Source organism: Bradyrhizobium sp. SHOUNA76, from assembly GCF_023006445.1.
GTDB lineage: Bacteria > Pseudomonadota > Alphaproteobacteria > Rhizobiales > Xanthobacteraceae > Bradyrhizobium.
The window spans coordinates 1-11,958 of the sequence record NZ_JALBHA010000157.1 but is presented as its reverse complement, the minus strand read 5'-3'; the positions used below and the strand labels follow the sequence as shown (position 1 = coordinate 11,958).

At 64.0% G+C, this 11,958-nt stretch carries 12 protein-coding genes; 6 read left to right on the top strand and 6 right to left on the bottom strand.

The window, feature by feature from the left end:
• Positions 1-754, top strand: a 754-nt coding sequence (locus MOV74_RS17995; RefSeq protein WP_246925099.1) for an SUMF1/EgtB/PvdO family nonheme iron enzyme, incomplete at its 5' end; no start/stop codon positions are given.
• A 102-nt stretch (positions 755-856) separates the two neighbouring features.
• Here MOV74_RS17995 and MOV74_RS17990 read toward each other — a convergent pair.
• From MOV74_RS17990 to MOV74_RS17980, 3 genes are all read right to left on the bottom strand, one after another.
• The gene (locus MOV74_RS17990) at positions 857-1,492 is read right to left on the bottom strand and encodes a GNAT family N-acetyltransferase (protein WP_246925098.1); all 636 of its coding nucleotides are present in this window, start codon (positions 1,490-1,492) and stop codon (positions 857-859) included.
• A gap of 22 nt (positions 1,493-1,514) precedes the next feature.
• A complete protein-coding gene (locus tag MOV74_RS17985; protein WP_246925097.1) occupies positions 1,515-2,165 on the bottom strand; it encodes a CoA transferase subunit B in 651 nt (216 codons plus the stop codon).
• A 68-nt stretch (positions 2,166-2,233) separates the two neighbouring features.
• A complete protein-coding gene (locus MOV74_RS17980) occupies positions 2,234-2,941 on the bottom strand; it encodes a CoA transferase subunit A (protein WP_246925096.1) in 708 nt (235 codons plus the stop codon).
• A gap of 287 nt (positions 2,942-3,228) precedes the next feature.
• Here MOV74_RS17980 and MOV74_RS17975 point away from each other — a divergent pair, with 287 nt between their 5' ends.
• The 5 genes from MOV74_RS17975 to MOV74_RS17955 all read left to right on the top strand — a co-directional run bounded on the left by MOV74_RS17975 (position 3,229) and on the right by MOV74_RS17955 (position 9,637).
• Complete coding sequence (locus tag MOV74_RS17975) at positions 3,229-5,121, top strand: AsmA family protein (protein ID WP_246925102.1); 1,893 nt, start codon at positions 3,229-3,231, stop codon at positions 5,119-5,121.
• 207 nt (positions 5,122-5,328) lie between these two features.
• On the top strand, positions 5,329-6,714 hold the full coding sequence (locus tag MOV74_RS17970) for an ABC transporter substrate-binding protein (protein WP_246925095.1): 1,386 nt from the start codon (positions 5,329-5,331) through the stop codon (positions 6,712-6,714).
• A 94-nt stretch (positions 6,715-6,808) separates the two neighbouring features.
• Positions 6,809-7,681 (top strand): carbohydrate ABC transporter permease, encoded by an 873-nt coding sequence (locus tag MOV74_RS17965; protein WP_246925093.1) that lies wholly within the window; start codon positions 6,809-6,811, stop codon positions 7,679-7,681.
• Complete coding sequence (locus MOV74_RS17960; RefSeq protein ID WP_246925092.1) at positions 7,678-8,529, top strand: carbohydrate ABC transporter permease; 852 nt, start codon at positions 7,678-7,680, stop codon at positions 8,527-8,529. Before MOV74_RS17965 ends, MOV74_RS17960 begins: the two co-directional genes overlap by 4 nt.
• Before the next feature lie 115 nt (positions 8,530-8,644).
• The gene (locus MOV74_RS17955) at positions 8,645-9,637 is read left to right on the top strand and encodes a hypothetical protein (protein ID WP_246925090.1); all 993 of its coding nucleotides are present in this window, start codon (positions 8,645-8,647) and stop codon (positions 9,635-9,637) included.
• On the opposite strand, the gene MOV74_RS17950 is transcribed toward MOV74_RS17955, so the two are convergent.
• The 3 genes from MOV74_RS17950 to MOV74_RS17940 all read right to left on the bottom strand — a co-directional run.
• A complete protein-coding gene (locus tag MOV74_RS17950) occupies positions 9,570-10,382 on the bottom strand; it encodes an ABC transporter permease (protein WP_246925088.1) in 813 nt (270 codons plus the stop codon). The genes MOV74_RS17955 and MOV74_RS17950 overlap by 68 nt on opposite strands.
• Before the next feature lie 4 nt (positions 10,383-10,386).
• Positions 10,387-11,301 (bottom strand): ABC transporter permease, encoded by a 915-nt coding sequence (locus MOV74_RS17945; protein ID WP_246925087.1) that lies wholly within the window; start codon positions 11,299-11,301, stop codon positions 10,387-10,389.
• On the bottom strand, positions 11,298-11,958 hold a 661-nt coding region (locus MOV74_RS17940; RefSeq protein WP_246925084.1), incomplete at its 5' end, for an ABC transporter ATP-binding protein. The genes MOV74_RS17945 and MOV74_RS17940, both read right to left, overlap by 4 nt.

Here is an 11,958-nt window from a genome sequence, read left to right as displayed (position 1 = left end):
CAGGGTCGCGCCGGGCAGCGTGTCCTATCGCGAGGCCGGTGATTTCACGCGTGGCGGGCAGCAGGCGGAAGCGCCGCTGCGCGCGATGCGCGTCGACCGGCCGCTGCACATCATGCGAAACCAGGTCTCGTCATCCGACTATCAGCTTTGCGTGCATGATGGCGCTTGCCGCGCGCTGGATCGCGACGTGGCCGTCGCCCCCGATCGCCCCGCAGTACAGGTGAACTGGCACGACGCCGAAGCCTATGCGGGCTGGCTGTCACGCAAGACGGGTCACCATTACCGCCTGCCGAGCGATGCAGAATGGGCCTTTGCGGCCGGCTCCAAATTCAGGGATGATGGTGTAGCGGTCGACGCGGACGATCCTTCAAAGCGCTGGATCAGCCGCTATGAGCGCGAATCCGAACGCGACCTCTCCGACACCACGGCCTATCCGTTCGGCAAGTTCGGCCCCAACGAGCACGGCATCGAAGATCTCGCCGGCAACGTCTGGGAGTGGACCTCGACCTGCTTCGTGCGTTCGCGCGTCGACGCTTCAGGCAATGCCGGCCGCCCGACCGTGAACTGCGGCGTGCGCGTCGCCGAAGGCGCGCACCGCGCCTATGTCACCGATTTCATCCGCGATGCCCGCGCCGGCGGCTGCGCCCAGGGCGTGCCGCCTGCCAATCTCGGCTTCCGCCTGCTGCGCGAGGAGACATCATGGGTTGCAAGCGTGTCGGCAAGGTGGAGCAAGGTGTGGGCGGTGAGGTCGTAGCCGCCTTTGCTTAGCCCGGATGGAGCGAAGCGCAATCCGGGATCAGACCATCTGCTCGCGAGATCCCCGGATTGCGCTGCGCTCCATCCGGGCTACGAAACCTCAAATCTCCCGCGCGAACATGCGAAAGCCGGGCGCGCCGATCAACGCCTCGAACGCGGGATCGCGCTTCTCGTCCGCGAAGACAAAACCGGCCTTGGTATAGGCGCGCTCGGCCGGCATGTTGCCGATCAGGAACGAGATCGTCGCCCTGCCAAATCCGGCCGCCCGGCCCTTATCCAGCGCGTGCGCGACCAGTGCCTGCACGAGGCCGCGGCCGCCATAGGCCGGGTCAGTTGCAACATGTTCGATCATCCAGTCGCCGTCGCCGCCTTGAACCCAGCAGGCGCGCGTGTAGGCGCCGCGTCGCCGGATGGCTTCCAGCTCAGACGGATCGAGCCCCGTCTCGGCGGCAACTTCCTCGATCGCGCACCAGGCCGCGGGTCCCGTACCGGCTGCCGGCACAGCACAGAGCGCGGCGGCCGGCCTGCCATCGACCTCGGCGATCAGGAATTGCGAGACGTGCCACATCGACACGGCATGCGTGAGCGCGATGCGCGCGATGAAATCGCGACACCGCGCATCGGGCCAGCCGAGCGCGACATCGAACCAGCCGCGCGACCGATAGCCGCGCTGCGACGACAGGATGGTTCTTGCGATGAATTCGGCGTCTTCGGGACGCGCCGACCGTATCGTCACGCGCGCCCCCTTTGCGACGACCTTACGTGTTCTTCAGCGCGACACGGAACTCGGCTTCGGTCTTGGCCTTGACCTCGTCGAGCGAGACGCCGTCGGCGAGCTCGATCAGCGCCATGCCGCCATTGCCGTGCTTGTCGATGGTGAAGACGGCGAGGTCGGTGACGACCATGTCGACCACGCGCTCGCCGGTCAGCGGCAGGTTGCACTGCTTCAGGAGCTTTGCGCCGTCCTTGGCCGAATGCTCCATCACCACGACGACGCGCTTGACGCCGGCGACGAGATCCATCGCGCCGCCCATGCCCTTGACCATCTTGCCGGGGATCATCCAGTTGGCGAGATCGCCGTTCTGGGCCACCTGCATGGCGCCGAGGATCGACAGATCCATGTGGCCGCCGCGGATCATGCCGAAGGAATCCGCGCTCGAGAAATAGGAGGTCGAGGGCAGTTCGCTCACGGTCTGCTTGCCGGCGTTGATGAGATCGGCGTCTTCCTCGCCCTCATAGGGGAACGGACCCATGCCGAGCATGCCGTTCTCGCTCTGGAGGCTGACGTCCATGCCGTCGGGGATGTAGTTCGAGACCAGCGTCGGGATGCCGATGCCGAGATTGACGTAGTAGCCGTCACGCAATTCCTTCGCGGCGCGCGCAGCCATCTGTTCACGGGTCCAGGCCATAATTGTGCTCCTGTCGATTCTTTAGTGGCGCGTGATCTGATCGGAAAACCGGTGTCCACTTTTCCGGATCATGCGCTCGTGCGCGGGCGGGTGTTGCGGAATTCGATGCGCTTCTTGGCCGAGCCGACCTCGACGATGCGCTTCACGAAAATGCCGGGCGTGTGGATATGGTCGGGATTGAGTTCACCGGCCGGAACCAGATGCTCGACCTCGGCCACCGTGATCTTGGCGGCGGTCGCCATCATCGGGTTAAAGTTACGCGCGGTCTTGCGGTAGATGAGGTTGCCGGCGGTGTCGCCCTTCCAGGCATGCACGATGGCGAGATCGGCGAACAGGCCGCGCTCCATCAGGTACTTCTCGCCGTCGAACTCCTTCACTTCCTTGCCTTCCGCGATCAGCGTGCCGACGCCGGTCTTGGTGTAGAAGGCCGGGATGCCGGCGCCGCCGGCGCGGATGCGCTCGGCCAGCGTGCCCTGCGGATTGAATTCGAGTTCCAGCTCGCCGGCGAGGAATTGCTGGGCGAACAGCTTGTTCTCGCCGACATAGGACGAGATCATCTTCTTGATCTGCCGGGTTTCCAGGAGGCGGCTGAGTCCGATGCCGTCGACGCCGGCATTGTTGGAGACCACCGTCAGGCCCTTGACGCCGGACTCGCGGATCGCGTCCGACAGCTCCTCGGCGATGCCGCAGAGACCGAAGCCTCCCGACATGATCATCATGTTGTCTTTCAAAATGCCTGACAGAGCCGACTTGGCGTCGGGATAGACCTTGTTCATGCAAAAAACCTTCGACTGAACCTTCGGCTTGGAGGCGTCGCGCCCTATTGGCGGCGATTATTAGGCGAAATCCTCCAAAGCCGTCAATGATACGGGGTTCTCCGCACCGCGCCTGGGTGATAGAAGCTGCCCACGCCGTGGGCAGAACCGTCCGCGGCCTTGAAAGCGACAAGAAAACCCATCAAGTTGCGGGACTTAACACAATAGGGCTTAGGCGTGGGCATGCAGGTTTCCCGGCCCGCCCTGCTGGCTCCAACGACCAACCCGATCAGGACATGCCATTGACCATGGCCCAAGGAATGAAGCGCCTCGGGACGCCGATCGCGGCGCTGCTCGGCGTGGCGCTGATCGCCCTGATCGCGACCTCCTGGCTCATCAACCGCGACGCGCTGCGCAAGGCGGTCGAAGCGCAGATCCGCGACGTCACCGGGCTCGAGCTCAGTGTCGCTGGGAACATCGACATCTCGGTGCTGCCGGCAAGCTATATCTCCTTCCACGACGTCGGCCTCAAGGACGGCGGCACCAGCAATCCCGCGCTCCATGTCGACGTGCTCACCGCCAATCTGCGGCTGCTGCCGTTGCTGCTGCAACGGTTCGAGATCGCCGACCTGACGCTGCTGCGGCCCCGCATCCATGTCAGCCTGAAGCCGGACGGCGAGAGCAACTGGACGCCCTTCATCCAGACCATCGCGCGCACGATGAAGCCCGGGGCCGAGAACCAGATCTCGTTCTCCGAAATCCGGATCCAGGACGGCGTGCTCGGTTACGAGGACGCCGCCACGCACGCCACCGAGCAGTTCAACGACATCGACCTGTCGCTGGCCTGGCCCTCGATCTCGCGCTCCTTCGCCGCGACCGGACAGTTCGACTGGCGCGGCGAGCGTGTCGACGGCACGATCAGCTTCTCCGATTTCGTCGCCGCCCTCTCCGGCGAGCGATCGGGTTTGAAGGCGCGGATCGCCAGCGCACCGCTCAAGCTCGCCTTCGACGGCAGCGTCGCCAACCGCACCAGCCCGATGATGGAAGGTACGCTCACGATCGACAGCCCCTCCTTGCGCAACGCGCTGCGCTGGACCGGGCAGCCACAGCCCGCCAGCGGCGGTTTCGGCCGCTTCGTGCTGAAGGCGCGCGCCAACGTCGTCGGGGCCTCGATCGCGCTCACCAATGTCAATGTCGAGCTCGACGGCAACGCCGCCGAGGGCGTCATGACCTACGCCAATAACGGCCGGCAGACCTTGCAGGCGACGCTTGCCGCCGACGCGCTCGACTTCACACCCTATATCTCCACCTTCCGCCTGCTCGCGAGCGGCGCGCGCGACTGGAACAGGCAGCTGTTCGATCTCAACGGATTGTCGACCACAGACCTCGACATGCGCCTGTCGGCGGCAAAGTTGACGGTCGGGCCGACGAAGCTCGGCCGCACGGCGATTGGCGCCAATTTGCGCAACGGCACGCTGGCGCTCTCGGTCGGCGAGGCGCAGATCTATGGCGGGATCGCCAAGGGCTCGTTCGGCATCGCGCGCTCCGACACCGTCGCCGACATCAAGGCGCAATTCCAGTTCACCGACGTCGATCTCCAGGCCTGCGCCACCGAACTGTTCGGCCTCAACAAGCTGTCCGGCCGCGGCAACATCAACGTGTCGCTGTTCGCCTCGGGCTCGAGCCCGTTCGGCCTCGTGCAGTCGCTCGACGGCAGCGCCACCGTCACCGGGCACGACGGCGCGATCTCGGGCTTCAACGCCGAACAGCTCCTGAAGCGCCTGGAGCGGCGGCCGCTGTCCGGCGGCGGCAATTTCCGCAACGGTTCGACGCCATACAGCAATCTCACCATCGCGGTGAAATTCTCCGACGGGATCGCCACCGCCGAGGACATCCGCATCGAAGGGCCGGCCGCAAAGATCACGCTGACCGGCACCGCCTCGGTGCCGACGCGCGAATACGACATGAAGGGCGTGGCAAGCCTCAATACGACGTCCGGGTTTCAATTGCCCTTCATGGTACAGGGCCCCTGGGACGATCCGCTGATTTTCCCCGACCCTGAAAGCCTGATCCGACAATCGCCTGCGGCGTCTCCCTTCCTCGATCTCCTGAAGCAGCGCATTACCGGAGGCGGAAAGCGCCCCGCGCAGGACGGATCGCCGACGGCGGAGAATGCCAAAGAGAATGCGAAGTCCAACTGAGGATCGCGTTCCTCTGCCGCTGCCCGATGATCGCGAATTGATCAGGGCGAATTGATGCGGCGATTGGATCGATGCACGCGTTAAGCATCTCCACAGGCCGACACACCACGACCTAGGTCTGACAACATGCCGCTAGATCGGATTATCGCCATGCGCTAGTGTTTTATACGACCGGTTAAAAACACCGGCCGTTTGAGGGAGAAAAACGTGAAATCCAAGGTTATTGGCGCAGTATCACTGGCGGTCGCTGCGGCCGGGCTGTTTGCAGCCGCTGCACCCGCATTTGCGCAGCAGAAGACGATCACGGTCTGGTGGGGCAAGGGCTTTTACCGCTCCGAAGACGACGCACTGATCGAGACGATCAAGAAGTTCGAAGCCAAGACCGGCATCAAGGTCGAATTGTCGCAATACGCGATCCAGGACATGATTCCGAAGACGGTCGCCGCGCTCGATGCCGGCACCGTGCCCGATGTCGCCTATTCCGATTCCTATGACGTGCAGGCGCAGGGCAAGTGGGCCTATGAGGGCAAGCTCGAGGATCTCTCCGACGTCATGGAGCCGATCAAGGGCCGGTTCGTGCAGAACACGCTCGATGCGTCGATCCTCTACAACGACGTCGCCAAGAAGAAGGCCTATTACGGCTTCCCGCTGAAGCAGCAGAGCATGCACGTCCAGATCTGGAACGACATGCTGGAGAAGGCAGGCTTCAAGCAGGCCGATATCCCGAACGACTGGACGGGGTACTGGACGTTCTGGTGCGACAAGGTGCAGCCGGCGATCCGCAAGGCCACCGGCCAGCGCATCTATGCCGTCGGCCAGCCGATGGGCGTGGAATCCACCGACGCTTTCCAGTCGTTCTACACCTTCATGGACGCCTATCACGTCAAGCTGGTCGACGATGACGGCAAGCTCACGGTCGACGATCCCACGGTTCGCGAGAACCTGATCAAGGCGATGAAGGACTACACCGACACCTATATCAAGGGCTGCACGCCGCCGTCCTCGACGACCTGGAAGGATCCCGACAACAACGTCGCCTTCCACAACAAGACCATCGTGATGACCCACAACTTCACGATCTCAATCGCGGCGAAGTGGTTTGAGGATTCCTCGAACCAGGCACTGACGCCAGAGCAGCGCGAGGCCGGCAAGAAGGCCTATGAGCAGGACATCATCACGGCTTCCTTCCCCAAGGGGCCGGATGGTTCAACCATCCGCTACCGCTCCGACGTCAAGACCGGGCTGGTCTTCACCGCGGCGAAGAACAAGGCCGAGGCCAAGCAGTTCATCAGCTTCCTGCTCCAGGAAGAGAACGTCCGTCCCTATATCGAGGGCGCGCTCGGCCGCTGGTTCCCGGTGACGAAGGAAAGTCAGGAAAGCCCGTTCTGGCAGGCTGACAAGCACCGCAAGGCCGTCTACACGCAGTTCAAGGGCGGCACCGCGGCGTTCGACTTCACCAAGAACTGGAAGTTCACGATCCTCAACAACGAAAACGTGTGGGCGAAGGCGATGAACCGCGTCGTCAGCGAGAAGGTTCCGGTCGACAAGGCCGTCGACGAACTGATCGCCCGCATCAAGCAGGTCGCGGGTTAAGTCATCCGCCCCTCTCCCCGCTCTGCGGGGAGAGGTGTAAGAACAATACCGGCCGCGTTTTGCGGCCGGCTTCTCTTTGAAGAGTCCGAAAAGAATGGCGATCACGCTCTCTGGCGATCAGGCAATTCCCGGCCCGCCCCTGTCGTCGCGGCTGACCCCGGCGCAGGTCTGGGGCATCGTGCTGCTCGCGCCCTATTTGCTCGTTTTCCTGGCCTTCGTGGTCTATCCCGTCTGCTACGGGCTGTGGCTGGCGCGCGCTCCGGCAAACTATGTGGCGCTCTACAACGACCCGATCTTCGCGCGCGCTGCGGTCAACACGCTGATCTTCCTGGTCATCGGCATCAACATCAAGATGCTGATCGCACTGTTCCTGTCCGGCTTCTTCGCCGTGCAGCGCCCTTGGATCAAATGGCTCTCGGTGATCTTCATCCTGCCCTGGGCGGTGCCATCGATCCCGACCATCCTGTCGGTGCGCTTCATGCTCAATCCCGAATGGGGCATGATCAACCATTTGATCTTCTCCTTCACCGGCGATGACGGCCCGAACTGGCTGAACGACCCGACCGTGGCGCTCAGCATGGCGATCGCCGTGCACATCTGGAAGTCGCTGCCGTTCTGGACGCTGATCCTGATCACCGGCCGCCTTGCGATCTCGCACGATCTGTTCGAAGCCGCCGAGGTCGACGGCGCGAGCTGGTGGCAGAAATTCCGCTACATCACCTGGCCGTCGATGCAGACGCTCTACGTCACCTGCACGCTGCTCTCGATGATCTGGACGCTTGGCGACTTCAACAGCGTCTATCTGCTCACCGGCGGCGGCCCGGCCGACCTCACGCACGTGCTGTCGACGCTCGGCATCCGCTATCTCCGGCTCGACCAGCTCTCGCTGGCGATGGCATCCATCGTCTGCGCAATGCCGTTCGTCCTGCCGCTCGTGTACTTCATGATGAAACGGTTGTCGCGATGAAGCTCCCCTCCTTGCGCGAAGTCGGGACCGAAGCGCGGCTCCTGCTGATCGGCATTCCCGTCTTCCTGTGGACGATGATCCCGATCTATCACATGTTCCTGTTCGCGATCTCCCCGAAAGAGGACGCGTTCTCGGGCAAGCTGTGGCCGGATCATCCGACGCTGCACAACTTCGAGATCGTGTTCAAGCAGCAGCATTACTTCCTGCGCGATTTCTACGTACAGTTCTGGAATTCGGTGGTGATCGCGGCGGCCGTCGGCGCGTTGACGCTGTTCATCGCCACCGCGGCGGCGTTCTCGATCTCGCGGCTGAAGGTGCCGGGCGGACGCGTGGTGCTCAACCTCGCGCTCTTCACCTATTTCATCCCGGCGGCGTTCCTCGCCGTGCCGATGTACCGGACCATGGGCAATTACGGCCTGCTCAACAATCACTGGTCGCTGATCCTGGCGATGGTGACGATCGCCAGCCCCTACGCGATCTGGGTGCTCAAGCAGGCCTCCGACAAGCTGCCGGTCGAGCTGGACGAGGCCGCCGTGATGGACGGCGCCACGACGCTCCAGATCTTCCGTCTGGTCTACCTGCCGCTGATGATGCCCTCGCTGGTCGCGATCGGCACCTATGCGGTGCTGCTGGCCTGGAACGAATATCTCTACGCGTTCCTGCTGCTCTCCAACGACCGCGAGATCACCCTCCCCGTCGCGCTCGGCAACTTCCTTGCCGCCGACGATTCGCCCTGGGAGCTGCTGATGACCACCGGCTTCATCTACGCGCTGCCGCCGGCCGCGGTCTACTACGCCTTCCGCCGCTACATGGTGGGCGGGCTCACGGCGGGTGCGGTGAAGTCCTGACGCGACAGGACGCACCCGGTCGCCGCAAGCACAGCGTTCAAGCGACAACGTGAACAATTGAAGATTGTCCACGCCTGCCCTAAGCTCCGTGCCCCGAATGGTGGGGCACGGCATCATGCGCAGCAACGACGCGATCCATCTCGGCCTGATGCTGCTGGCGCTCGCGATGGCCTACCTGGTGCCGTTCGAGCTGTTGCTGCTGGCCTATGTCGTGCTGGGCCCGGCGCACTATTTCACCGAGATCTCGTGGCTGCACGACCGCAGCTACTACCTGCCTCATCGCGGGATTGCGGCCGCCCTCGCGATCATCGCGGTGGTCGCGGCGCTGATCGACAACGCCTCGTGGTTCGGCTTTGCGATGTGGGGCGCGCTGGTCGTCTGCGCCATGCTGGCGGCCACCACCTCTGCGATCGAGAGCATGCTGCTGTTCATGGTGGCGATCGCGCTGTCCGCAATCATGTATTCAAGCGGATCGTCGCTCGCCGTCATCGGCATCCTGATTCCAACGCTCATCCACGTCTCGCTGTTCACGCTGATCTTCATGGTGCTCGGCGCCTACAGGTCCGGCAGCCGCGCACAGGCCGCGCTGGTGGTGGCCTACCTCGTCGCGATCGCCACGATTCTGCTGCTGCCCCCGGCCGCCGAAATCCGGATCGCGAGCTTTGCCCGGGTCGGCCAGGATTATTTCGGCAATGTCGGCCCGGCCTTGGGGCGTCTGTTCGGCGTACCCGGCCTCGTGCTCGACACCAGGCTGACCAGCCTGCTCGCCTTCGTCTACACCTATCACTACCTCAACTGGTTCATCAAAGCCGACGTGATCCGCTGGACCGCGGTGCCGAAGGCGCGGCTGGCGGCGATGGCGGCCGCCAGTGCGGCGGCCACCGCGCTCTATTTCTACGACTACGCGTTCGGCTTCACCTTCCTGCTGGCGCTGAGCCTGATCCACATCCTGCTCGAGTTTCCGCTCAATGCGCTGGCTCTACGGCAGCTCGGCGCAGTGGTCCAGGATGCAACCCGCGCGCGGTTCGCCGGACGACCGGCTACAGCGGCGCTGCGCTCTCGCCCCGCGAGCTCGACAGCTTCGAAGCGAGCGAAGCGATCACGATGACGATTGCAATCAGGGCGATCACCAGCGTGCAGATCGCGTTGATCTCGGGCTTCACGCCCAGCCGCACCTCCGAGTAGATCCTGATCGGCAGCGTGGCCGAGCCGGGACCGGTGGTAAAGCTCGCAATCACGAGATCGTCCAGCGACAGCGTGAACGCCAGCATCCAGCCCGCGACGATGGCCGGCGCGATCAGCGGCAGAGTGACTGCCACGAACGCGCGGACCGGGTCGCAGCCAAGGTCCATCGCGGCCTCCTCCAGCGAACGATCGAGCGAGCCGAGGCGGGACTGCACGACCACCGCAACGAAGCACATCGTCAGCGTGGTGTGGGCGACCGTCACGGTCCAGAAGCCACGCTCGGCGTTCAGCGCAACGAACAGCAGCAGCAGCGACAATCCCGTGATCACCTCCGGCATCACCAGCGGCGCGTAGAGCATGCCGGAAAACAGCGTCCGGCCGCGAAACCGCTCGCCGCGGGACAGCGCGACCGCCGCGAGCGTGCCGAGCAGCGTGGCGATGGTGGCGGAGGAGACCGCAACCCGCAGGCTCATCCAGGCCGCCTCGATCATGGCGCGGTCATTGAAGAACTCGTGATACCAGCGCAGCGACCAGCCGCCCCACACAGTCACCAGCCGCGAGGCGTTGAAGGAATAGATGACGAGGATGAGGATCGGCAAGTAAAGGAACGCCAGCCCCAGCGTGAGCGAGGCAATGTTGAAGCGGGAGAGGCGGGAGACCTTGCGCATCGTCTCAGCGCCCCTGTTCCAGCTGCCGCTTCTGCAGCCGCTCATACAGCAACAGCGGCACCAGCAGCACCACCAGCAGCACGATGGCCGCCGCGGACGCAACCGGCCAGTCCTTGTTGGTGAAGAATTCGAGCCACAGGGTCTGGCCGATCATCAGCGCGTTGGAGCCGGCCAGTAGGTCCGGAATGACGAATTCGCCGACGATGGGAATGAAGCACAGCAGCACACCGGCGCCGACGCCGGGCAGCGACAGCGGGAAGGTGACGAGCCAGAACACCTGCCAGGGCGGCGCGCCGAGGTCGCCGGCCGCCTCCTCTAGCGCCGGCTCCATCTTGGCGAGCGTGGCGTAGAGCGGCAGGATCATGAACGGCAAATAGGAATAGACGATGCCGATATACATCGCGCTGTCGGTTGAGAGCCACACCACGGGCTGGCTGACCAGATGCAGCGCCAGCAGGATCTGGTTGAGCAGGCCGTCGTGCTGGAGGATGTTGATCCAGGCATAGATGCGAATCAGGAACGAGGTCCAGAACGGCACGATCACCAGCACCATCGCCACCGCCTGCCAACTCCTCGGCAGCCGCGCCATGCCGTAGGCGATGGGGTAGCCGATCAGCAGCAGCAGCGCAGTCGCGGTAACGGCGACGGTGAGGCTGCGCACGTAGGCGAACACATAGATATCGTCGGAGATCAGCAGCCTGAAATTGTCGATCGACAACGCGGCAAGGGCCGTCTTCAGCGCCTCCCACCCCGCCGTCAGGTCGAACACCGGATCGTAGGGCGGCTGCGCAATCGCCGTCTGCGACAGACTGATCTTCAGCACGAAGGCGAACGGCACCAGGAAGAACAGCATCATCCAGAGGTAAGGCGCGATCGCTGCAAAACGCGCCGGCCGCGCGAAGATGCGACGGGAACTCATGATTGCAGCACCACGCAGTCGTCGGGCGTGAACCAGGCAACGACGTTCTGGTTCACGCTGTAGGCGTCGACGTCGAGGCGCGCGCTGTTGACGACTGAAGCTTGCACCGTTCCGCCGGCGTCGAGCTTCACCTTGTAGGTGGTGGTGCCGCCGAGATAGCAGATGTCGGCGATCACACCATCCAGGCTGTTGATCGCCATTTCACGGCCGGCCTCGGACACCGGCCCGCGGCGCGAGAGCTTGACCTTCTCGGGCCGGATCGCGACCGACAATTTCGTCTCGCCAACGGGCTCGCGCGGCTCGGCCGTCACCAGCGTGCCGGCATCGCGCGTGGCAATCACCAGGCGATGACCGTCACGCAGCTTGAACTCGCCTTCGAACACATTGACGTCGCCGACGAACTCGGCGATCCAGCGCGAGCGCGGTGCCTCGTAGAGCTCGCGCGGGCGCGCGACCTGGGCGAGCTTGCCGGCCTTCATCACGCCGATCCGGCTCGCCATCGTCATTGCCTCCTCCTGGTCGTGGGTGACGATGACGAAGGTCGTGCCGAGCCGGCGCTGCAGTTCCATCAGCTCGGCTTGCGTGCTTTCGCGCAGCTTCTTGTCCAGCGCCGCGAGCGGCTCGTCGAGCAGCAGCAGTTGCGGCCGCCGTGCCAGC

Coding starts and splice junctions, on each gene's coding strand:
- MOV74_RS17985 (WP_246925097.1), bottom strand. CDS start 2,165: ATGGCCTGGACCCGTGAACAGATGGCTGCGCGCGCCGCGAAGGAATTG.
- MOV74_RS17980 (WP_246925096.1), bottom strand. CDS start 2,941: ATGAACAAGGTCTATCCCGACGCCAAGTCGGCTCTGTCAGGCATTTTG.
- MOV74_RS17975 (WP_246925102.1), top strand. CDS start 3,229: ATGGCCCAAGGAATGAAGCGCCTCGGGACGCCGATCGCGGCGCTGCTC.
- MOV74_RS17965 (WP_246925093.1), top strand. CDS start 6,809: ATGGCGATCACGCTCTCTGGCGATCAGGCAATTCCCGGCCCGCCCCTG.
- MOV74_RS17960 (WP_246925092.1), top strand. CDS start 7,678: ATGAAGCTCCCCTCCTTGCGCGAAGTCGGGACCGAAGCGCGGCTCCTG.
- MOV74_RS17955 (WP_246925090.1), top strand. CDS start 8,645: ATGCGCAGCAACGACGCGATCCATCTCGGCCTGATGCTGCTGGCGCTC.
- MOV74_RS17950 (WP_246925088.1), bottom strand. CDS start 10,382: ATGCGCAAGGTCTCCCGCCTCTCCCGCTTCAACATTGCCTCGCTCACG.
- MOV74_RS17945 (WP_246925087.1), bottom strand. CDS start 11,301: ATGAGTTCCCGTCGCATCTTCGCGCGGCCGGCGCGTTTTGCAGCGATC.